General features: G+C 68.6%; 22 protein-coding genes. 14 read left to right on the forward strand and 8 right to left on the reverse strand.

Features of this window, described 5'->3' with window-relative positions; translation table 11 throughout:
- Positions 1-16: 16 nt before the first annotated feature.
- On the reverse strand, positions 17-913 hold the full coding sequence (locus AB4Z46_RS10920; protein ID WP_442283507.1) for a LysR family transcriptional regulator: 897 nt from the start codon (positions 911-913) through the stop codon (positions 17-19).
- Between the two features lie 158 nt (positions 914-1,071).
- Here AB4Z46_RS10920 and AB4Z46_RS10925 point away from each other — a divergent pair, with 158 nt between their 5' ends.
- Positions 1,072-2,589, forward strand: a complete 1,518-nt coding sequence (locus AB4Z46_RS10925; protein WP_442283508.1) for an amino acid racemase — start codon at positions 1,072-1,074, stop codon at positions 2,587-2,589.
- Here the strand turns inward: AB4Z46_RS10925 and AB4Z46_RS10930 are convergent.
- Entirely contained in the window at positions 2,527-3,339 is an 813-nt protein-coding gene (locus AB4Z46_RS10930; RefSeq protein WP_442283509.1) for a MetQ/NlpA family ABC transporter substrate-binding protein, read from the reverse strand. The two genes, AB4Z46_RS10925 and AB4Z46_RS10930, sit on opposite strands and share 63 nt — an antisense overlap.
- 127 nt (positions 3,340-3,466) lie before the next feature.
- Between AB4Z46_RS10930 and AB4Z46_RS10935 the strand changes: the two genes are divergently transcribed.
- From AB4Z46_RS10935 to AB4Z46_RS10975, 9 genes are all read left to right on the forward strand, one after another.
- Positions 3,467-4,273, forward strand: a complete 807-nt coding sequence (locus AB4Z46_RS10935; RefSeq protein ID WP_442283510.1) for a YoaK family protein — start codon at positions 3,467-3,469, stop codon at positions 4,271-4,273.
- Positions 4,274-4,520: 247 nt separating this feature from the next.
- Positions 4,521-6,038 (forward strand): L-piperidine-6-carboxylate dehydrogenase, encoded by a 1,518-nt coding sequence (amaB, locus tag AB4Z46_RS10940; protein ID WP_442283511.1) that lies wholly within the window; start codon positions 4,521-4,523, stop codon positions 6,036-6,038.
- Positions 6,031-6,507: a VOC family protein gene (locus AB4Z46_RS10945; RefSeq protein WP_442283512.1), complete on the forward strand. Its 477-nt coding sequence runs from the start codon at positions 6,031-6,033 to the stop codon at positions 6,505-6,507. The genes amaB and AB4Z46_RS10945 overlap by 8 nt, the downstream gene beginning before the upstream one ends.
- A gap of 17 nt (positions 6,508-6,524) precedes the next feature.
- A complete protein-coding gene (locus tag AB4Z46_RS10950) occupies positions 6,525-7,265 on the forward strand; it encodes an enoyl-CoA hydratase/isomerase family protein (protein WP_442283513.1) in 741 nt (246 codons plus the stop codon).
- 59 nt (positions 7,266-7,324) lie between these two features.
- On the forward strand, positions 7,325-8,536 hold the full coding sequence (locus tag AB4Z46_RS10955) for an ABC transporter substrate-binding protein (RefSeq protein WP_442283514.1): 1,212 nt from the start codon (positions 7,325-7,327) through the stop codon (positions 8,534-8,536).
- A 33-nt stretch (positions 8,537-8,569) separates the two neighbouring features.
- Positions 8,570-9,337: an ABC transporter ATP-binding protein gene (locus AB4Z46_RS10960; RefSeq protein ID WP_442283515.1), complete on the forward strand. Its 768-nt coding sequence runs from the start codon at positions 8,570-8,572 to the stop codon at positions 9,335-9,337.
- The gene (locus AB4Z46_RS10965; RefSeq protein ID WP_442283516.1) at positions 9,337-10,041 is read left to right on the forward strand and encodes an ABC transporter ATP-binding protein; all 705 of its coding nucleotides are present in this window, start codon (positions 9,337-9,339) and stop codon (positions 10,039-10,041) included. The genes AB4Z46_RS10960 and AB4Z46_RS10965 overlap by 1 nt, the downstream gene beginning before the upstream one ends.
- 48 nt (positions 10,042-10,089) lie before the next feature.
- Positions 10,090-10,977 (forward strand): branched-chain amino acid ABC transporter permease, encoded by an 888-nt coding sequence (locus AB4Z46_RS10970; protein WP_442283517.1) that lies wholly within the window; start codon positions 10,090-10,092, stop codon positions 10,975-10,977.
- The gene (locus AB4Z46_RS10975) at positions 10,974-11,939 is read left to right on the forward strand and encodes a branched-chain amino acid ABC transporter permease (protein WP_442283518.1); all 966 of its coding nucleotides are present in this window, start codon (positions 10,974-10,976) and stop codon (positions 11,937-11,939) included. The genes AB4Z46_RS10970 and AB4Z46_RS10975 overlap by 4 nt, the downstream gene beginning before the upstream one ends.
- Before the next feature lie 44 nt (positions 11,940-11,983).
- Here AB4Z46_RS10975 and AB4Z46_RS10980 read toward each other — a convergent pair whose 3' ends face one another.
- Entirely contained in the window at positions 11,984-12,589 is a 606-nt protein-coding gene (locus AB4Z46_RS10980; protein WP_442283519.1) for a helix-turn-helix domain-containing protein, read from the reverse strand.
- Between the two features lie 104 nt (positions 12,590-12,693).
- Positions 12,694-13,596: a LysR family transcriptional regulator gene (locus AB4Z46_RS10985; RefSeq protein ID WP_442283520.1), complete on the reverse strand. Its 903-nt coding sequence runs from the start codon at positions 13,594-13,596 to the stop codon at positions 12,694-12,696.
- A 157-nt stretch (positions 13,597-13,753) separates the two neighbouring features.
- Here AB4Z46_RS10985 and hglS point away from each other — a divergent pair, with 157 nt between their 5' ends.
- From hglS to AB4Z46_RS11005, 4 genes are all read left to right on the forward strand, one after another.
- A complete protein-coding gene (hglS, locus tag AB4Z46_RS10990; protein WP_442283521.1) occupies positions 13,754-15,133 on the forward strand; it encodes a 2-oxoadipate dioxygenase/decarboxylase HglS in 1,380 nt (459 codons plus the stop codon).
- Complete coding sequence (locus AB4Z46_RS10995; protein ID WP_442283522.1) at positions 15,130-16,581, forward strand: FAD-binding oxidoreductase; 1,452 nt, start codon at positions 15,130-15,132, stop codon at positions 16,579-16,581. The genes hglS and AB4Z46_RS10995 overlap by 4 nt, the downstream gene beginning before the upstream one ends.
- Before the next feature lie 20 nt (positions 16,582-16,601).
- The gene (locus AB4Z46_RS11000; protein ID WP_442283523.1) at positions 16,602-17,810 is read left to right on the forward strand and encodes an aminotransferase-like domain-containing protein; all 1,209 of its coding nucleotides are present in this window, start codon (positions 16,602-16,604) and stop codon (positions 17,808-17,810) included.
- A gap of 512 nt (positions 17,811-18,322) precedes the next feature.
- On the forward strand, positions 18,323-18,793 hold the full coding sequence (locus AB4Z46_RS11005; RefSeq protein ID WP_442283524.1) for a hypothetical protein: 471 nt from the start codon (positions 18,323-18,325) through the stop codon (positions 18,791-18,793).
- Here AB4Z46_RS11005 and AB4Z46_RS11010 read toward each other — a convergent pair.
- The 4 genes from AB4Z46_RS11010 to AB4Z46_RS11025 are packed head-to-tail and all read right to left on the reverse strand — an operon-like array spanning position 18,748 to position 21,641.
- On the reverse strand, positions 18,748-18,987 hold the full coding sequence (locus tag AB4Z46_RS11010; protein ID WP_442283525.1) for a hypothetical protein: 240 nt from the start codon (positions 18,985-18,987) through the stop codon (positions 18,748-18,750). The genes AB4Z46_RS11005 and AB4Z46_RS11010 overlap by 46 nt on opposite strands.
- Positions 18,988-19,021: 34 nt before the next feature.
- A complete protein-coding gene (locus AB4Z46_RS11015; protein ID WP_442283526.1) occupies positions 19,022-19,873 on the reverse strand; it encodes an isocitrate lyase/PEP mutase family protein in 852 nt (283 codons plus the stop codon).
- On the reverse strand, positions 19,870-20,655 hold the full coding sequence (locus AB4Z46_RS11020; RefSeq protein WP_442283527.1) for an HpcH/HpaI aldolase family protein: 786 nt from the start codon (positions 20,653-20,655) through the stop codon (positions 19,870-19,872). The genes AB4Z46_RS11015 and AB4Z46_RS11020 overlap by 4 nt, the downstream gene beginning before the upstream one ends.
- 11 nt (positions 20,656-20,666) lie before the next feature.
- Positions 20,667-21,641 carry a Bug family tripartite tricarboxylate transporter substrate binding protein gene (locus AB4Z46_RS11025; protein WP_442283528.1) on the reverse strand — a complete coding sequence of 325 codons (975 nt, stop codon included), beginning with the start codon at positions 21,639-21,641 and terminating at the stop codon, positions 20,667-20,669.
- Positions 21,642-21,657: the final 16 nt, after the last annotated feature.

A 21,657-nucleotide genomic window follows, 5' to 3' on the forward strand; every position in this document is an offset into this window, starting at 1 on the left:
GGGCATTGTGTGCCGGTCAGCCGGATGGCGCACTGACGATCACCGTCTTGAACGCCTCGATGAAGTCGGCCACCTGCTTCGGCGAGCGTTCGCCCTGCGGCAGCAGTGCCTGCACGCTGACGGGCACTTCGGGCAGCAGCGTGCGCACCTGCAGCGCGCTGCTGGTGGTGGCCGCGGCCGTGAACGAGTCGACGATCGCCGGCCCCAGCCCCTGCTCCGCGAACACCATCGCGATGTGATGAGTCTGGGCCGTCAAGCCGCCCTTGGGCTCGGCGCCGTGCCGCGCGCATTGCTCGGCCAGCATCGCCCCGATCGGATCGCGCTCGTCGATCCGGATGAATCCGCTGCGCATCAGCTCGGCGAGCTCCACGGTGCTTCGCCGGTCGTTGACGCGTGCGGGGCGCAGCGACACGCACACCAGGCGCCCCGCCGCGATCGCCACCTGCTGGACGCCGGGGTGCTGGTTCATGCCGTAGACGATGCCCACGTCGCCTTCGCGCAGCGCGATGGCCTGCGTGATCTCGTGCGAGTGCAGCATGCGGCTCGAGATCGCGAGGTCGGGATAGCGCTTGCGGAACAGCTTCAGGGCGTCCGGCAGCGCCCGCACCGCGAGGGAGGGCACGATCAGGAGTCTCAGTTCCTTGCGGCCGCCCTGGCGCAGGCTGGTCGAAAGCCGGCGCACCGATTCGAGCCTGGAGACCAGCATCTGGACCTCCGGGTACAGCGCCTGGGCCTCGCTGGTGGGCACCAGCCTGTTGCGCTGGCGCGTGAACAGCGCGTAGCCCAGTTGCAGCTCGGCGTGCTGCAGGGTCAGGGTCACGGCGGGTTGCGTGACGTGCAGGAGCCGGGCCGCCCCGCTTGCCGTGCCGGTCAGCATGATCGCGTTGAAGACCTCGATATGTTTCAGTCGCACAGGCAGTCTCCGGTCCATCGTCGTGGGCGCCGCGCGCCACGACGCCGCGCCTCGGCGTCGATTGTCTCACCGCGGGCACGCGAAGGTATTAGCTGGCTTAATGGTTACTGGCCAATTTCCAATGCGACAAGCAGCGCCGGACGACACAGAATTCGGCCATGAACTCGACGATGCCTCGATCGCTGCTTGTCATCGGACCGCCCGGGCATCTCGGAGCGTCCGACATCGCGGCGAAGCTCGAAGCGATCTGTTCGGGCCAGATTCCCCGGCGGTATCGGGTCCTATTCGACGGCGATTCGGCGTTCCGTGACGCCGACGCGGAGCGAGGCATCACGCTCTTCGATTCGATTCGGCGGGCTGCAGACGCAGGGCTGGCCGGCGCGCTGCTGCCGACCTTCGCATCGCACCGGTTCGCGTCCGAACTGGCGACCGTCTCGCCGGTGCCGGTCGCGAGCCTCATGGACGCCCTGGTCGAGCACGTGACGGCCGTCTTCCCCGGCGTTCGCCGGATCGGCGTGCTGGCGTCTGCGCCGGTCAAGGCACTGGGTCTGTTCGAACGTGCGTTCGAGGGCTGCGGCATCGAGGTGATCTACCCGCGTGCCCGGGCGCTGGACGATCTGACCGTTCTGATCGAGGAACTCGGCGTCGCGTCTTCGTCGACGTACAGGGTCTCCCTCCACGATCGGCAGCGGGCCCGGCGCGCGCATGACGACGTCGTCGCCCAGGACGCGGAGGTGATCCTGGTCGGAAGCACGGTCCTGAGCGGTGTGCTGCAAGAATTGAAGCGAAGTGCGCTGGCGGCGGGGCTGCCCCTGATCGATTCCAACCAGGTCTACGCGGCGTTCGCCGCCTCGCGGGCCTTCGCTCCGGTGGCCCGGCTGTTCAAGGTCGGTGTGGTCGGGGGGATCGGGCCGGCGGCGACCGTGAGCTTCCTCGACAAGCTGGTTCGCGCCACGCCCGCCACGCGCGATCAGGACCACCTCAAGGTGGTCGTGGAGCAGAACCCGCAGATCCCCGATCGGACCGCGCACCTGCTCGGGGCCGGCGCGGACCCGACGCTCGCGCTGTACGCCACCTGCAGGAAGCTCCAGGACGCCGACGCCGACATCATCGCGATCCCCTGCAACACGGCCCACGCGTTCGTGAAGCACATCCAGCCGATGCTGGGGATCCCGATCGTTCACATGCTGCGCGAGACTGTCGATTTCATTGCGAAGGCCTATGGGAACGCGCGTCGCATCGGGCTGCTCGCGACCAGCGGCACGATCGCGGCCCGCGTGTACCACGACGAGATCGAGCGCGCGATGCGACAGACCTTGACGCCGGAGGCCGCCACCCAGGACGAGGTCATGGATGCCATCTACGGACCCCGAGGCGTGAAGTCCGGGTTCCGCGATCCGCAGGGCCGGGCCCGCGTGGAAGCCGCGGTACGGGCGCTTGCCGGTCGGGGCGCCGAGGTGATCATCCTCGGCTGTACCGAGCTTCCCTTGCTGGTCGAACAGAACCTCGGCTACCAGGTCGATGGCAGGATCATCCCGATCGTCGATCCGGCGCAGGTGCTGGCGCAATGCTGCATCGCGTACAGCCGCGCGGCGAGCAGTTGCCGTCCCGGATCAGAAGGCCGGCACCAGCGCCCCGTTGAACTGGGTCTCGATGAAGCGCTTCACTTCGGCTGAGTGGTAGGCCTTCACGAGCTGCTGCGCCCAGGGCTTGTCCTTGTCGGCGCGGCGCACCGCGATGATGTTGGCGTAGGGGCCCTTCGGCGACTCCTTGATCACCGCGTCCCGGGCGAGCGTGAGCCCGGCTTTCTCCGCATAGTCGTTGTTGATCGCGGCGATCGCCAGGTCGTCCAGCGAGCGCGGCAGTTGCGCCGCGTCGAGCGGCACCAGCCTGAGCTTCTTCGGGTTCGACACCACGTCGAGCGGCGTCGCGGTGTTGTTCTTCACGGCCTCGGGCTTGAGCGTGATGAGCCCGGCCTGCTGCAACAGCAGCAGCGCGCGGTTGCCGTTCGATGGATCGTTCTGGATCCCGACCGAAGCGCCATCGGGCAGCGCGTCGATCGACTTGATCTTGCGCGAGTAGAAGCCCAGCGGCGCGGTGATCGTCAAGCCCACCGGCACGATGTCGAAGCCGCGCGACTTGTTCTGGTTGTCCAGGAAGGGCTGGTGCTGGAAGGCGTTGGCATCGAGGTCGCCCGCGGCCAGCGCTGCATTGGGCAACTGGTAGTCGTTGAACACGATGACGTCGAGCGAGAGTCCTTCGCGCGCCGCGGCCTTCTTGACCACTTCGAAGATCTGCTCGCCGCTGCCGACGGAGACGCCGACCTTGAGGGTTTTCTTGTTCTGGGCGTGGAGCGGGCCTTGGGTTGAGAAGAGAAGGGCGGAAAGGGCGGCGATCGCCGCGCGGCGGTGGAGTCGAGTGAACATGGAAAGCGCGTCGTGAAGAGATGAGAAGTCGCGACTGTCCCCGCAGCTCTGCGGCGAAGGAAGAAACGAAAACGCGAATCGATAGCCGAGAATCTTCTGCAGAGGCTTCGTGTCAAGATGGAGAGCCATGCGCCGCCTGCGTTTTCTCACCAACCGCCATCGCGCGCCCTCGACCAACAGAACCCTGGGCCTGCTGCTCGCCTTCAATGCGGGCGCCGTCAACGCGGGCGGTTTCCTGGTGCTTCACATGTACACCTCGCACATGACCGGGTTCGCCTCCCAGCTGGCGGATGGACTGGTGCTGGGCAATGCGAAGCTCCTGCTCAACGCGCTGGGCGCCGTGCTGGCGTTCGTGAGTGGCGCGGCGGTCTGCGCCATGCTGGTGAACTGGGGGCGCCAGCACCATCTCCGTGCCGTCTATGCGCTGCCCCTGCTGCTCGAGGCCGCGCTGATGTTTCCTTTCGGCCTGATGGGGGCGATCACGCTCACGTGGAGCACGCCCTTTGCCGTGCCGCTCACGGTGCTGCTGCTGTCGTTCATCATGGGCTTGCAGAACGCGGTGGCGTCCAAGACCTCCGGCGGCAGCATTCGCACCACGCACATGACCGGCAACATCACCGACCTGGGCATGGAGCTGGGCAAGCTCTTCTACTGGAACCGGGCCGGCAGCGCCGCACCGGCCCGGGTGCGTCACAACCCCCATCGCATTCGCATGGCCAGCGGGCTGCTGGGCATGTTTGTGCTGGGCGGGATTGCCGGGGCGCTGGGCTTCAAGTATGTCGGCTTCATCTGCACGGTGCCTCTCGCTGCGCTGCTGCTGGCGCTGTCGTTGCCGCCGCTGGCTCGCGATGTTCCCCGGTCCCGCGTTCTGCGCCGTTTCGCGGGCTACGTCGGTTGGCGTTCCCGCGCGTCGCGCACGTCCGGCGGCGACTGACCCCGGCGCCCCCAGGCAAGGCGCAGCGCCAACTGCTACGCCTTCTTGAGACCCATCTGGCTCTACCCCCCTTGTCACCCGGCCCCCAAGATCGGGCGGAGTGAGTGTGGCCCCACGCGCCCATCCCCAAAGAGTAAGTAAATTCCCTATCGGAAACTTATGTACTTAAAGTGACCAAATAGATAAGATAAGGGAATCATCCACTATTCGCTTTCTGGGCGCCAAGTTCGCCCAGGGCCCTGATTCCATGACAGACACCCCCGCGCTCATCCATCGGCTCCTGCCTCAGCTCGGCGTTCCGGCGCAGGCGTTGGAGGGCCAGGGCCTCGAGGCGCGTTCCCCGATCGATGGCTCCGTGCTGGCACAGCTCGCGATGGACGCCTCGCACGACGTCACCCGCAAGATCGACGCCGCGCAGGCGGCCTTCGTGGCCTGGCGCAAGGTGCCGGCGCCGCGGCGCGGCGAACTGATCCGGCTGTTCGGCGATGCGCTGCGCGCGAACAAGGAGGCGCTCGGCGCCCTGGTCTCGATCGAGGCCGGCAAGATCGCTTCCGAAGGCCAGGGCGAAGTGCAGGAAATGATCGACATCTGCGACTTCGCGGTGGGCCTGTCGCGCCAGCTGTACGGCCTCACGATCGCCTCCGAGCGTCCGGGCCACCGCATGATGGAAACCTGGCACCCGCTGGGTGTCGTCGGCGTGATCTCGGCCTTCAATTTCCCGGTGGCCGTGTGGGCCTGGAACATGGCCCTGGCGGTGGTCTGCGGCGATGCCGTCGTGTGGAAGCCCTCCGAGAAGACACCGCTCGCGGCGCTGGCCTGCCAGGCCCTGTTCGATCGCGTCGCCGGCGAATTCGCGGGTGCGCCCGCCGGGCTGACCTCGGTCGTGATCGGGATGCGAGATATCGGGGAAGCCCTGGTCGACGACCCGCGCGTGGCCCTCGTTTCGGCGACCGGCAGCACCGCGATGGGCCGGGCGGTCGGTCCCAAGGTGGCCCAGCGCTTCGGGCGCTGCCTGCTCGAACTGGGCGGCAACAACGCCGTGATCGTCGCGCCGTCGGCCGATCTGGACCTCGCCGTGCGCGGCATCCTGTTCGCCGCGGCCGGGACGGCGGGGCAGCGCTGCACCAGCACGCGCCGGCTGATCGTGCACGAAAGCATCCGCGCGCCGCTGGTGGAGCGCCTCAAGAAGGCCTATGCGAAGTTGCCGATCGGAAACCCGCTGGAGGCGCAGACGCTGGTCGGCCCGCTGATCGACCGCGCGGCGTTCGAGGCGATGCAGCGTTCGCTCGAAGGCGCCGCGGCCGAGGGCGGCAAGGTCTTCGGTGGCGAGCGCGTGCTGCAGGCGCAGTTCGGCAGCGACGCCTACTACGTCAAGCCGGCCATCGTCGAAATGCCCGGGCAGACCGCGACGGTCTGCCGCGAGACCTTTGCACCGATCTTGTACGTGATGAGCTACGTCGATCTCGAGGACGCCATCGCGATGCAGAACGACGTGCCGCAGGGCCTGTCGTCCTCGATCTTCAGCAACGACGTCCGCGAAGCCGAGACCTTCCTGTGCGCTGACGGCTCCGACTGCGGCATCGCCAACGTCAACATCGGGACCTCGGGCGCGGAGATCGGCGGCGCCTTCGGCGGCGAGAAGGAAACCGGGGGCGGCCGCGAATCGGGCTCCGATTCGTGGCGCAACTACATGCGCCGCGCCACCAACACGGTGAACTATTCGCGCGAGCTGCCGCTGGCCCAGGGGGTGCGCTTCGATGTCTGACGCCGACCGCTCCGACCCGCGCGCCATGGACACGCCGTTCAAGCACGTGCACCACGTCTGCATCGTGGTGCGCGACATCGAGAAGACCGCGGCCTACTACGCCTCGCTCGGCATCGGTCCCTGGGAAGAAATGTCCCTGAAGGCCTACGCCGACTGCCAGATCCCGAATCCCGAAGGCTTCTTCGGCTTGCGCTTCAAGCGCGCCGACATCGGGGCGATGCAACTGCAGCTGTGCCAGCCCGGCAGCAGCGACAGCCCCGAGAAGCGCTTCCTCGACGAGCGAGGCGAGGGCGTCTTTCACATCGGATTCGAGGTCGAGAACATCGATGCCGCGCACGCCAGGGCGGTCGAGATGCAGCTGCCGATCGACTCCTACGGCCGGCGCGCCGACCGCACCGGATTCACCTACCTGGGCAACGCGGCCGACGCGGCCGTGGTGCTCGTGTTGCGCGAAGCCCTGAAATCCTGAGAACCCAAGGAAGCCCCATGCAGTACCAAACCATCTCCCTCACCCATCTGGACGGCGTCGCGACCCTGCGCCTGGAGCGGCCGGAACAGGCCAATGCCATGAACCGGCAACTGCGGCTCGAAATGACGCAGGCCGCCAGGGCCCTGAAGGACGATCCTTCGGTGCGGGCGCTGATCATCACCGGCGCCGGAACGCAGGATTTCTCCTCGGGACAGGACACCAGCGAACCCGTCGATCCGTTGCGCGCCGACGAATGGATGGCCGAATGGGGCGCGCTGTACGAGTCGGTGCTGGCACTGGACATCCCCACCTTGAGCGCCATCAACGGCTTTGCCGCCGGCGGCGGACTCCAGGTGGCGCTGCTGGCGGATGTCCGGGTGGCGGCCGCGGATGCGCGGATTGTCTTCAACGAGATCAACAAGGGCATCCCGACCATCACCGGTGCCGCCCTGATGGTGCCGATGGCCTCGATGTCCGTCATCCAGGACATGGTCCTGAGCGGCCGCGCCATGGATGGCCGCGAGGCTTGCGCGGCCGGCATCGTGAGCCGGGTGTACGAGCGCGAGGCGTTCCTGCCGGGCATCGCCGCACTGGGCGCCACGCTGGCCTCCATGTCGCCGGTCGCGGTCAGGCTCAACAAGGACTACTGGCGCACGTTGCGCGGCAACTCCCTGGCCGAAGCGATCGCCTTCGGCCGCAAGGCGCATCCGGTGGCCTTCGCCGCGCTGGCCGCCGCGAAGAAGCTGCAGTCCGCCTGACGGCGCGGCGCCGTCCCCTTCCGAAAACCCTTACCTGTCCAAACTCTGCGAGATCGTCAATGAAAACTGGATCCAAGCTTCTGGCCGTCGCCATGTCGTCCCTGACGGCCCTGTCCTTCGCGGGCTCGGCGTACGCCCAATACACCGGCGACACCATCAAGGTCGGCCTGATCACCGACCTGTCCGGGCTCTACACCGACATCGACGGCCCCGGCGGCGCCGAGGCCGTGAAGATGGCCATCGAGGACATGGGCGGCAGCATCAACGGCAAGAAGATCGAGTTCCAGGTGGCCGACCACCAGAACAAGGCCGACATCGCGGCCACCACCGCGCGTGCCTGGTTCGACTCCGGTCTGGACATGCTGATCGGTGGCGCGAACTCGAGCGCCGGCCTGGCCACCGCCAAGCTGGCCGCGGACAAGAAGCGGGTCTTCATGGCCGTCGGCACCGGCAGTGCGCGGCTGACCAACGAGGAGTGCACGCCCTATGCCGTGCACTACGCCTACGACACGGTCGCGCTGGCGCGCGGCACGGGCGGCGCGATGACGCGCCAGGGTGGCAAGTCGTGGTTCTTCCTGACGGCCGACTTCGCCTTCGGCACCTCGCTCGAGAAGGACACGGCCGACGTCGTGAAGATCAACGGCGGCACCGTCATCGGCGAAGCCAGGCACCCGCTGTCGGCCTCCGATTTCTCGTCGTTCATCATGCAGGCGCAGGCCTCCAAGGCACAGGTGCTGGGGCTGGCGAACGCCGGGCCGGACACGATCAACGCGATCAAGGCCAGCAGCGAATTCGGCGTCAGCAAGACGATGAAGATGGCCGGGCTGATGCTCTTCGTCAACGACGTCCACTCGCTGGGCCTCAAGACCACCCAGGGCATGTACCTGACCGACGGCTGGTACTGGGACGCCAACGAGCAGACCCGCGCCTGGTCGAAGCGCTTCTTCGCGAAGATGAAGCGCATGCCGACCATGGTGCAGGCCGGCGACTACTCGGCCACGCTGACCTACCTGAAGGCGGTCAAGGCCACGGGCACGGACGACGCCGACAAGGTGATGGCCTACCTGAAGGCCAACAAGATCAACGACATGTTCACGCAGAACGGCGTGATCCGCCCGGACGGCCGCATGGTTCACGACATGTACCTGATGCAGGTCAAGACGCCGGCCGAGTCGCGCTATCCGTGGGACTACTACAAGCTCATCGAGACGATCCCCGGCGACAAGGCGTTCATGAGCAAGGCCGAATCGAAGTGCGCGCTCTGGAAATGAGCGCGACCGCACCGAAGACCCCGAAAGGCGCCCGTGGACTGCATTCTTGAAACGCGCGAACTCACCAAGGAGTTCAACGGCTTCGTGGCCGTGAACAGCGTCGATCTCAAGGTCGAGCGAGGCAGCATCCATGCGCTGATCGGCCCCAACGGCGCCGGCAAGACCACCTGCTTCAACCTGCTGACCAAGTTCCTGACGCCGACGCGCGGATCGATCCTGTTCGACGGGCTCGACATCACGGCCGAGAAGCCCGCCGCCATCGCGCGGCGCGGGGTGATCCGCTCGTTCCAGATCTCGGCGGTGTTCCCGCACCTGACCGTGCTCGAGAACGTGCGCGTCGCGCTGCAGCGGCAGCTGGGCACGTCGTTCCACTTCTGGCGCTCCGAAAGCTCCCTGCATGCCCTGGACGACCGCGCGCTCGAACTGCTGCGCGAGGTGGACCTGGAAAGCTTCGCCGGCACGCCCGCGGTCGAGCTCAGCTATGGCCGCAAGCGCTCCCTCGAGATCGCGACCACGCTGGCCATGGACCCGAAGCTGATGCTGCTCGACGAACCGACCCAGGGCATGGGCCTGGAGGACGTCGACCGCATCCGGCGGCTGATCAAGCAGGTCTCCGCCCGCCGCACGGTGCTGATGGTCGAACACAACATGAGCGTGGTGTCGAGCATCGCCGACACCATCACCGTGCTGCAGCGTGGCGCCACGCTGGCCGAAGGCTCGTACGAGCAGGTCTCGAACAACCCGGCCGTGATCGAGGCCTACATGGGCAGTGCGAACGTCGAACTGCAAGGAGCGCACTGATGGCCACCCCTCTGCTCGAAGTGAAGGACCTGCACGGCTGGTACGGCGAATCGCACGTGCTGCACGGCGTCGACTTCCATGTGGACGAAGGCGAGGTGGTCACCCTGCTGGGACGCAACGGGGCCGGTCGCACGAGCACCGTGCGCGCCATCCTGGGAATGATCGGCTCGCGCCGGGGCTCGATCAAGGTGCGCGGCGTGGAGACCATCGACATGGCGCCGCACCGGATCGCCCGCCTCGGGCTGGGCTACTGCCCCGAGGAGCGTGGCATCTTCGCCAGCCTCTCGGCCGAGGAGAACCTGATGCTGCCGCCGCGGCTCGCCGAGGGCGGGATGAGCGTGGAGCAGATCTACCTCATGTTCCCCAACCTGAAGGAGCGCGCCCAGAGCCAGGGCACGCGGCTGTCCGGCGGCGAGCAGCAGATGCTCGCGGTCGCGCGCATCCTGCGCACCGGCGCCAAGCTGCTGCTGCTCGACGAGATCTCCGAAGGCCTGGCCCCGGTGATCGTCCAGAAGCTCGCGGCGATGGTGACGGCACTGCGCAAGCAGGGCTACACGATCGTCATGGTGGAGCAGAACTTCGTGTTTGCCGCGCCGCTGGCGGACCGCTTCGTGGTGATGGAGCACGGGCAGGTCATCCAGCAGTTCACGCAGGCCGAGCTGCCTTCGCGCATGGATCGCCTGCACGAGTACCTCGGCGTCTGAGACCTCCGCCGTCCTTCCCTTTCAACGACCCGACTTGCACGGGACACCATGACATTTTTCGGAATATCGACCCAGGCCTTGCTGGGCCAGCTGCTGCTCGGCCTGGTCAACGGCTCGTTCTACGCGATGCTGAGCCTCGGACTGGCCGTGATCTTCGGCCTGCTGGGCATCGTCAACTTCGCCCACGGCGCGCTCTACATGATCGGCGCCTTCGTGGCCTTCGTGTCGCTCGAGAGCTTCGGGCTCAGCTACTGGCTGGCACTGGCGCTGGCGCCGCTGCTCGTCGGCGCGCTGGGGATCGTCGTCGAGCGCCTGCTGCTCAAGCACCTCTACAAGATCGACCCGATGTACGGGCTGCTGCTGACCTTCGGGCTGGCGCTGATCGCCGAAGGGCTGTTCCGCGAGCGGTTCGGCGTCTCCGGCCAGCAGTATCCGGTGCCCGAGCTGCTGCAGGGCGCCACCGACCTCGGCTTCATGATGCTGCCCAACTACCGCGCCTGGGTGGTGATCGCCTCGCTCGGCGTCTGCCTCGGGACCTGGTTCCTGATCGAGCGCACCCGGCTCGGCGCCTACCTGCGCGCCGCCACCGAGAACCCCGCGCTGGTCCAGGCCTTCGGCATCAACGTGCCGGTGATGGTGATGCTGACCTACGGCGCGGGCTGCGCACTCGCGGCGCTGGCCGGCGTGCTGGCCGCGCCGGTGATCCAGATCACGCCGCTGATGGGCAGCAATCTCATCATCGTGGTGTTCGCCGTGGTGGTCATCGGCGGCATGGGCTCGATCCTGGGTTCCATCGTGACCGGCATCGGGCTCGGCCTCATCGAGGGGCTGACGAAGGTGTTCTACCCGCAGGCCTCCAGCGTCGTCGTGTTCCTGATCATGGCGATCGTGCTGATGGTGAAGCCCGCCGGCCTGTTCGGAAAGGAAGCCCGATGAGCCACGCAAACATCAGCCGCGACACCGCGAAACTCGCCCGCGCCGGGCTCTGGGTCGGCCTCGCCATCCTGCTGGCCGCACCGTTCATCGGGCTCTATCCGGTGTTCATGATGACGGCGCTCTGCTATGCCATCTTCGCCTGCGCCTTCAACCTGCTGCTGGGCTACACGGGACTGCTGTCCTTCGGGCACGCCGCCTATCTCGGTTCGGCGGCCTATGCCACCGGCTGGCTGGTGCGCAGCGCGGGCTGGTCGCCGGAACTCGGCGTGCTGGCCGGCACGGCGATCGCCGCGCTGTGCGGCCTGGTGATCGGGCTGATCTCGATCCGGCGCCAGGGCATCTACTTCGCGATGGTCACGCTGGCCCTGGCGCAGATGATCTACTTCGTCTTCCTGCAGGCGCCTTTCACGGGCGGCGAGGACGGCCTCCAGGGCGTACCCCGCGGCAAGCTGTTCGGCCTGCTTTCGCTGGACGACGATCGGGTCCTGTACTACGTCGTGCTCGCGGTGTTCCTGGCGGCCTTTCTCACGATCATGCGGGTCGTGCACTCGCCCTACGGGCAGGTGCTGAAGGCGATCCGCGAGAACGAGCCGCGCGCCGTGTCGCTGGGTTACGACGTCAACCGCTACAAGCTGCTGGCCTTCGTGCTGTCGACCGCGCTGGCCGGCCTGGCCGGCTCGCTGAAGACGATCGTGCTCGGCTTCGCCACGCTCAGCGATGCGCACTGGTCGCTGTCCGGTGAAGTCGTGCTGATGACGCTGCTGGGCGGCATGGGCACCTTCGCCGGCCCGGTGGTCGGGGCCTTCACGGTCGTCGGCCTGCAGAACTTCCTGGCGGCGCGCGTGGGCCCGTGGGTCACGGTGATCATGGGCGTGACCTTCGTGGTGTGCGTGCTGGTGTTCCGCCGCGGCGTGGTCGGCGAACTGAAGGCCCGGCTGCAGGCCTGGAGAGCGCCGCGCTGAATCCGCAAAGGCGCGCGGCCCCGAACGGGGCCGTTCGCCTGGCGCTACGCCGCCGGCAGGTTCGGCGTGGTGCGCGGATTGGTGGTGCTCATCCAGAGCACTTCGGCCTCGGCCTTGCTGAGCGTGATCACGCGGTGGCCCATGCGGCTGTCGATGTACCACGAGTCCCCCTCGGCCAGCTCCACCGGTTCATAGAACTCCGTGTAGAGCCGCACCGTGCCCTTGAGCACGTAGACGAACTCCTCGCCGTCGTGCCGGCTCCAGTCCTCGAAATCGCCGAAATCGCGCGCGACGACCCGGGTCTTGAAAGGCACCATGTCCTTGTTCGACAGCTCTGGGCAGAGCATCACGTGCTCGTACTGCGCCGTGATGTGGGGCTGGCCGGTGCCGTTGCGCGACACGCTCAGCCGACCGGCGCCGGCGGGCTTCGGCTGGGGGGCGAACAACTCCGCGAGCTCGATGCCGAGCCCCGCCGCCAGCTTGATCAGCGCATCGTAGGTCGGCGACATCTGGCCGTTCTCGATCTTGGACAGCGTGGACCGCGCCAGGCCGGTCGACTTGCTGGCCTGGTCCAGCGTCCATCCCTTGGAGGCGCGCAGCACGCGCACCCGCTGGCCCAGGAAGGCTTCGCTGGCTTGGTTGTCGGTCATGGTTTTCTTCGGGGGTGGGGCGGCTCTCGGCCTGGAGGTGGAGCGTCCCGTTCGGGGGCGTTGGACACAAACAGGGCCATGTTTCTCAAAGGAAACAGTGTAGTTCATGGCCCCCCGGCCGCCGCCGTTTCCGCGATCAGCCAGCGGCGAAAGGCTTGCAGCGGGGCGAACGTGGCCCGGCTCGACGGCCACGCGAGGTAGTAGCGCTCGGCGCTCTCCATCGGGCTGTCCAGGGCCAGCACCAGGTCGCCGCGCGCGAGTTCGGCCTCGATCAGGAAGCGCGGCAGCAGGGCGATGCCGAGCCCGGCGATGGCGGCCTGGGTGGCGAGCGCGAACTGGTCCAGCCGCATGCCCGGCGCCTTCGGCGCGCCCAGGCCATGCGAAGCGAACCACCGGGCCCAGGCCTCGGGGCGCGAGTCGAGATGCAGCAGGGAGGCGTCGAGCAGCTGCGCGGCCGAGCGGAAGCGGTGGCGGCGGCGCAGCGCGGGGTTGCAGGCCGGCACCACTGTCTCGCGCATCAGCAGGTCGAGTTCGGCGCCGGGCCAGTGCGGCTCGCCGAAATGGATCGCCGCGTCGAGGTTGTCGAGCTGGAAGTCGAAGGGCAACAGGCGCGTCGAGAGATTGAGGGTGATGCCCGGATGGGCCTCCAGGAAGCGCGGCAGGCGGGGCGCCAGCCAGCGGGTGCCGAAGGTCGGCAGGATCGCCAGCTGCAGGGTGCCGCCGTCCGGGTTGGCGCGAAAGCCCAGCGTGGCATTGGCGATGCGGGTCAGCGCCGCGCGGATCTCGACCGCATAGGCCTCGCCGGCGGCGGTCGGTCGCACGCGCTGCCGTTCGCGCAGGAAGAGGGCCGTGCCGAGCAGGTCCTCGAGCGCCAGGATCTGCCGGCTGACCGCGCTTTGCGTGAGGTGCAGTTCGGCCGCCGCGGCGGTGAAGCTCTGCAGCCGCGCCGCGGCCTCGAAGGCGCAGAGCAGCGAGGTGGAGGGCAGGAAGCGTCGGGCCAATGTCATCGCGGTCATTCCGAAATCAGATGAAGTCCTTCCGGATTGTCGTTTGCGCGGGCGATGTTCGCTACCTACGATCGGCTCTTTCCTTAAGGCGACTCCATGCCATTCGGTCATGACCGAGGGCGGCAGTCGCTCCACGCCCTCGAACGGACCTTTGTCGATGCAAGCCTCCCCTCTGCTTTCCCCGGACGAGATCCGGGCCGCCTTCTCCGCCGCGCTGTCGACCATGTACCGCCAGGAAGTGCCGCAATACGGTCTGCTCATGGACCTGGTGTCCGACGTCAACGCGGTCGCGCTGCGGGCGGATCCGGCACTGCGCCAGGACCTGGCGGCCAGCGGCCAGATGGAGCGCCTCGACCAGGAACGCCACGGCGCGATTCGCGTCGGCACCGAGGGCGAGCTCGCGACCATCGCGCGGATGTTCCGCGTCATGGGCATGCAGCCCGTGGGCTACTACGACCTCTCCGAAGCCGGGGTCCCGGTGCACTCGACCGCCTTCCGGCCCGTGACCGACGCGGCGCTGGCGTCGAACCCGTTCCGGGTCTTCACCTCGCTGCTCCGGCTCCCGCTGATCGAGGATCCCGCCTTGCGCGAGGAGGCCGCGGCCATCCTCGCGCGGCGGCGCATCTTCACGCCGCGGGCGCTGGAGCTTCTTCAGGTGGCAGAGACGCAGGGTGGGCTGACGCCGCCGCAAGCCACCGGGTTCGTGCAGGCCTTGCTCGACACCTTCCGCTGGCATGGCGATGCCACGGTGGACGCAGCCACCTACGACCGTCTGCTCGAGGCGCATCGGCTGGTGGCGGACGTCGTGTGCTTTCGCGGACCGCACATCAACCACCTGACGCCCCGGACGCTCGACATCGATGCGGCCCAGGCCGAAATGCCGCGGCGCGGCGTCGGTGCCAAGGCCCTGATCGAAGGGCCGCCGCCGCGGCGCCATCCGATCCTGTTGCGCCAGACCAGCTTCAAGGCCCTGGAGGAACCGATCGTCTTCGCCGGCACGGCGGAGGGCGGCGATGTCGTCGGCGCGCACACCGCGCGCTTCGGCGAGATCGAGCAACGCGGCATGGCCCTCACGCGGTCCGGCCGGCAGCGCTACAACCAGTTGCTGGCCGAGGCGCGCGAGGGCGACCAGGCCGTCGCCTACCCCGAGCGGCTGGCGAAGGCCTTCGAGGCGTTTCCGGACGACCTGACCGTCCTGCGGCGCTCGGGCCTGGCCTTCTTCCGCTACCGGATCGACGCGTCGGCGGCCGCCGGATCGCCGACCGGCGCCGAGGCCTGGCCGATGGACGACCTGGTGATGCTCGGCATCGTGCGGGCCGAGCCGATCACCTACGAGGACTTCCTGCCCGTCAGCGCCGCCGGCATCTTCCGCTCGAACCTCGGCGACGCGGCGGGCACCGTGTACGCCGCGCCCGGCAGCCAGGCCGAGTTCGAGCGTGCGCTGGGTTGCGCGGTGCAGGACGAGATCGCGCTCTACGAAGACGCGGAGCAACGCTCGATCGCCGAGGTGCGCGAGGCGCTGAGGCGCGCGGCATGAAGCAGTCCCACGATCTCGTCGACAGCCTGAGGCAGCTGCTCGGCGACAAGGGCCTGCTCACCGGCGACGAGATGGCGGCCTACGAGTCGGGCGCGCGCTACGGCCGCGGCCAGGCCCTGGCCGTGGCGCGTCCCGACAGCGTCGCGCAACTGCGCGAGGTGGTGCGCGCCTCGCTGCGGCACGGCCTCGGCGTGGTGCCTCAAGGCGCCAACACCGGCCTGGTCGGAGCCGGGTCGCCCGACGCCAGCGGACGCCAGCTCATCCTGTCCACGCAGCGGCTTCGCTCGCTCTGCGAGATCGATGTCGCCAACCGCAGCGTGCGCGTCGCCGCGGGCATGCGCCTGAGCGAGCTCAACGAGCGGCTGGCGCCGCACGGCCTGTGGTTTCCGATCGACATCGGCGCCGATCCGTCGATCGGCGGCATGGTCGCCGCCAACACCGGCGGGACGCGGCTGATCCGGTACGGCGACGTGCGCCACAACCTGCTGGCCATCGAGGTGGTCCTGTTCCAGGAGGACGCACCGGTGCTGCGCCTGGGCAGCGCGCTGCGCAAGGACAACACCGGACCGGACCTGAAGCAGCTGTTCGTCGGCACCTCCGGCGCCGGCGGCCTGATCACCGAAGTCACGCTGGAAGTCAGGCCGCGCCCGCTGCAGTCGGCCACGGCGCTGGTGGTGCCGTCGTCGGATGCCGCGGTGATGGAATTGCTGCGAGCCCTGGAAACCGAGCTCGGCGATTTCCTCTCGGCCTTCGAAGGACTCTCGGGGCGCGCGATGCAGGCCGCGATCGACCATGTGCCGAGCCTCCGGAATCCCTTCGCGCCCGAGCCGCTGCCCGAATTCGCGCTGCTGATCGAACTCGAGAGCAGCTCGTCCGGCGCCTGCACCGGCCTCGACCTCCAAGCCTGCCTCGATCGCTTCCTGGAGACCCAGTTCGATCGAACCCTGAGCAACGCGGTGCTGGGCGGCGGTGCATCGCTGTGGCACCTGCGCCATGCGATCAGCGATGGCGCGCGCGCCCTGGGCCAGCCGATCGCCTTCGACGTCTCGGTCCCGCGCTCGCAGCTCATGGCCTTCCGCCGCGCCGCGCTCGATGTCGTCGCCGACGGCTTCGCCGGCCTGACCGTGATCGACTTCGGCCATATCGCGGACGGCGGCATGCACTTCAACGTGATCCGGCCGCACAGCGAGCCGCCGCTCGATGCCGCACGGACCCAGGCGCTGCGCGACGGCATCTATGGCCTGGCCGTCGAATCGTTCGGCGGCAGCTACAGCGCCGAGCACGGCATCGGTCCGCACAACCTCGGCTACTACCGGCGCTACGGCGGCATCGCGGTCCAGTCCCTGGCGCGCGGCATTCGCGCGCTGCTCGATCCGCAGGCCCTGTGCGGCGTGGTCGATTTCGGGCCCGCGCCGGACGGCGATGCCCCATCCCTCCACCACCACTGACTTTCCCTTCGAGGACCTCGATGCGCCAGATTCCCTACGCTTCGCCCTTTGCCGAACCGGCAGGCTCGCCGATTCGCGAGCTGTTTCCCTACCTGAGCCGGCCCGGCATGATTTCACTGGCCGGCGGCTATCCCTCGGCGAGCCTGTTCGACCTGCCGGGCCTGCAGGAGGCCAGCCTGCGCGCGATGGCGAACCCGGGCCAGTCGCTGCAGTACTGCGCGACCGAAGGCCTGCCGGCGTTGCGCGAAGCCCTGCAGGCCTTGAGCGCATCGCGCGGCATCCGCTGCGGCAGCGACGAGCTGATCGTGACCACGGGTTCGCAGCAGGCCTTCGACCTGCTGGTGCGCGTGCTGCTCGAGCCCGGGGACGGCGTGTACGTCGAGTCGCCCACCTACCCGGCCACGCTGCAGGCGCTGCGGCTCGCGCAGGCGCGCATCGAGCAGGTGCCCGCGGACGACGAGGGCCTCCAGGTGGAGCGGCTCGAAGCCCTGCTGGCCGAGACGCCGCCGGCGCGCCGGCCGAAGCTGCTCTACACCGTGCCCAACTTCTCGAATCCCGGCGGCACGCTGCTGCCGGCCGCGCGCCGCGAGGCGCTGGTGCGGCTGGCCATCCGCTACGGCTTCCTGATCGTCGAGGACGACCCCTATGGCGCGCTCGACTTCGGCACCGGCGCACCCCGCACGCTGTTCGAGATCGGATGCGAGTTGGCACCGGACGACAACCCGGTGATCTACCTGTCGAGTCTTTCGAAGACCGTGGCGCCCGCCTTGCGCATCGGCTGGATGGTCGCCCCGCGCGAGCTGCTCAGGCGTTGCGCGATCGCCAAGCAGACCGCCGACCTGTGCACCTCGTCCCTGGCCCAGGCGGTCGCCGCCGAGTACCTGGCCGGCGGCCGCGGCCCGGCCGCGATCGCCGGCATGCGTGCCGAGTACGGCAAGCGCATGCGACACATGGTCGGCGCGCTGCGCGACCAGCTCGCGGGCCAGGTCGAATTCGTCGAGCCGGCCGGCGGCATGTTCGTCTGGGTCCGGACCGACCCGGCGATCGAACCGCGGCGCCTGTTCGAAGCGGCGGTCGATGCCGGCGTGCTGTTCGTTCCCGGCCAGGCCTTCTTCGCGGCCGACGGCGACCCGCACACCATGCGCCTGACCTACGCGGCGCCGGACTGCGAACAGATCTCGGAGGGCGTCGCGCGCCTTGCGCGGGCTTTCGATCGGGCCGGCGGCTGAGGCGCCGGCGCCGCAGCCGCAGTACACCGACCGGGGGCAACCCGTTCTTCGTCAGCGTGGAATCCGGTGGGCGCTTCGTCCATGTCGCGAGCTCCGGCTCCATGCGCGACACCACCACGGGCGTACTGAGCCCCATGCCGGCCACGTTCTCCGCAGGCAATCTTGGTCGCGGTGCCGATTCGCCTTTACCGCTTGGGGTACGACTCGCGCGGATCGGACATCGAGGGCGCCGTCTCCTTCTGAATATTTGCGCGAAACGTCCGAGCGTCGTCATCGGGGATGCGCCAGATAGGCCGTCTGTTCCTTAATCCTGAAGCCGTCTCGATCGTGCCGTCTGGTCGAAGCGTGGAAAGGGAAGGAACTCCATGTCGGAAAAGTCGAGACTGGCGCAATGGCGCGGCTTCTTGTCGGGGCTTGCTGCAGTCGCCGTGTGCGTGTGGGCGGTGGTCACGTGTGTATCGGGGGACAGTGACTCAGGCAGTGGGGCCGCCGCAGCGGAAGCGGAGGCTGCAATGACGAACGCCGAGGCCTGCAGGATGGAATTGCAGTGCACGGACGATCCAGAGGTTTTCATGGCCGTGAGCATGTGTCGCCAGCACGTAGAGAAGCTCTCCGATCGCGTCGTCAAGTGGACCGGCGCCACGCTGGACGGCAAGTTCAGCAGGTCACGATGGCGCAATCCGGCGCACGCCGCCTTCACGTTCACGTTCGTGGAAGACGAGGCAGAGGTTCAAGTCGGCCTTGGTGCGCTCGCGCCGATGATCTACGAGTGTGATGTGGATCTCGACCTCAAGGACGTTTTGGATGTGCGGGCGAGGGAAGGCCGGTTGCCGCTCCAACTGAGCATCAACTCCACAGATCTCGCCGAGGGTGCTTTGTTCGCCCGCCTTTTCCTGGGCGGCTTCCAGTCCGGCAACTCCCGCCGCCGTCCTCCACTTCAACACCACAACACGGCATCGAACACGGAGGGGTCGTTGTCGTAGCGCCGGCGCGCCGCCGGATCGCGCAGAACCAGGAACGCATGCTCGATGCGCAGCGACCGGACCGAGGGCGTGCCGCAGCGGCGCAACAGCCGTTCCCAGGCACTTTCCTGGCGGGCCCGGAGCAGGCCATAGGCCCGCTCGAGCTCCTCCGGGCTTGCGCCGGGCCGCGCACCGAGGACCTGGTAGAGGTTCATCAGGGGGAGGGCGAGTCCGCCGCGCAAAGGCGGTTCATTGCGCGGCGTCGCGGGCTGCCAGGTCCACCTGCTGCCATTCGGCTGCGGCGAGCAGGGGGCCGAGCGCGGCGAGCGTCGGTCCGTGGGAGGCGGCCGAACCCGTATGGCCGGTTCGAAGCGCGCCGAGTGCCGTGCGCGTCGCGGCCACCACGTTCAGCATCAGCGCCGCGGCATGCATCACGATCTCGAAGCCCACAGTCTCGACTTCGTCGAGCGTGGGCGCGATCCAGGGCTTGGTCTCCACCACCAGCGCGATCAGCGGCAGCTTCACGCTGTCGCGCAGGCGCTTCATGTCGTCGAGGCTGCGCAGGCCGGTCGCCAGCACGGCGTCGACGCCGAGGTCCTCGAAGCGGCGCGCCCGTTCGGCCACCTCTTCGTGCCGGCCCGCATGGGCGACGTCGGTGCGGCCGACGATCCAGGTGTCGGTGCTGGCGCGGGCACGCAGCGCGGCCTCGAGCTTGGCACTCATCTCGGACAGAGGGAGGGTGCGCACGGGCTCGCCGGCCACCAGGGGCATCAGGTCCTCGAGGATCAGGCCCGCGATGCCCAACTGCTCGAAGCTCCGTACCGTGCGGGTCACGGCCTTGGCGTCGCCGAAACCGTCCTCGGCGTCGAGCATGATCGGCAGCGTCGAGGCGGCCCGGATGCGCGCGACGCAATCGCGGTACTCGCCGAAGCTCTGCAGCCCGATGTCGGGCAGCGCGAACTGCATGATGCCGACCGCGGCGCCACCCACGCACAAGCCGTCGAAACCCAGTTGCTCGCCCACCCGCGCCGACAGTGCGTCGTGCACCCCCGGCAGCACCAGCGGCCGCCCTTGTCCAATCATGGCCTGGAAGCGGTTCATGCGCGCAGCCCCTGCCGCAGGCGTTGCAGGCGTTCGCGGTACGCGGCCGAAATGATCTGGGCATCGAAACCGTCGAGGACGATGCGTGCGCCGCGCTCCACCGCGCCCGGCATGCCGCCGGGCTCCGAGGCCGTGACGGCCACCAGCGGGAGACCGCGGGCCTGCGCCGCCGTGTGGACGGTGTCGAACAGCGCCTTCACCCGGGGGTGCTGGACGTCGCCGTCCAGGCCCAGGGTCTGGGCCAGGTCGAGGGCGCCGAAGAGCAGCGCGTCGAGCCCCTCGACGCCGGCGATCTGCGCGATGCGCTCCACGCCGTCCGGGTCTTCCACCAGCACCCAGACCAGCGCATCGGCCGAGGCGTCGCGCGCGAAGGCGGCCCAGTCCGGCGTCCAATGGCCGGCCGCGCGGCTGGTCGCGCAGGCCCCTCGCTCGCCCAGCGGCCCGAAGCGGGCGGCGCGCACGGCGGATTCGGCCTGGATGCGGTCGCGCACGCGCGGCACCAGCACCCCGGCGGCTCCCGCGTCGAGCGCGCGCTGGATGAACGACGCGCCATGGTCCGGCACGCGCACCATCGCCGCCACGCCGGCGGCGTCGGCGGCGCGGATGAGCCGCGCGACGGCCCCGATGTCGAGCGCGCCGTGTTCGGCGTCGAGCATCACGAAGTCGTAGCCCGCGAGGCCGGCGATCTCGACGATCTCTGCGCAATCGAACTGGATCATGGTGCCGACGACGCGCGGCTCCTGCGCGATGCGGGCGCGCAGCGATGGTTTCCGAAGGAGCACGTCGGGCCTTCCTAGATTTCGGCGCTGAAGCCGATGGTGCGCACCAGCTCACCCCAGCGCGCCGAGTCGGCCTTGAGCATGGCCGCAAGCTCCGCCGGGCTGGACGCCGCGGGTTCGAATCCCATCGCGAGCAGGGTTTCGGAGAGCGTCGGATCGGCGACCGCGGCGCGGATCGCCGTGTTGGCGCGTGCGACCACTTCGGCGCTGGCGCCGGCGGGCAGGTAGATGCCGAACCATTCCTTGACGACCAGGTCCTTGTAGCCCTGTTCGGCCAGCGTGGGCACCGCGGGCGCGAAGCGGCTGCGCTGCGCGCCGGACAACGCGAGCACGCGGCATTTCTTCGCCTTCACGTACTGGGTCAGTTCGCCGATGGGGCAGATCACTCCGGGGACCTGCCCCGCGATCATGTCGAGGATGGCCGGCTGGCCGCCGCGGTAGCCCACATGGGCGATCTCGGTGCCGCTGCTGCGAGCCAGCTTGACGCCGATGAAATGGGCGGTGGATCCGGCGGCCGGGTAGGCCAGGCTGGCCGACGCCGGGTTGGCCTTGAACCACGCCATCAGTTGCGGAACGCTGGTGACGCTCTCCGGCACCGCGGGGCCGACCGCGACGGCGTACTCGAACACCGCCGCCAGCGACACCGGCTTCAGGTCGGTCGCCGGGTTGTAGGCGAGGTGCTTGTAGGTGTGGGGGTAGATGCCGAGCGCGAACATCGGGATCAGCAGCAGCGTGGCGCCGTCGGGCGCCGCGGCCTTGACGTATTGCACCGCGATCTGCCCGCCGGCACCGGTGCGGCTTTCGACGAAGGCGGACTTCGCATAGCCATGCGCCAGGCGCTCGGCGATGCGCCGGGAGATCGTGTCGGCGCCCCCTCCGGCGGCGAAGCCGTTCACGACCCTGGCGACTTCCAGTGATTGTGCGAAGGCATGCCTGCCGACGAGGGCGAGGCTGGCGGCGCAGAGCGCCTGGCGCCGGGTGATGGTCATCGTGAAACTCCTGGTG

Origin of the sequence: Variovorax sp. M-6, assembly GCF_052114385.1 — a bacterium.
Lineage (GTDB): Bacteria > Pseudomonadota > Gammaproteobacteria > Burkholderiales > Burkholderiaceae_C > Variovorax.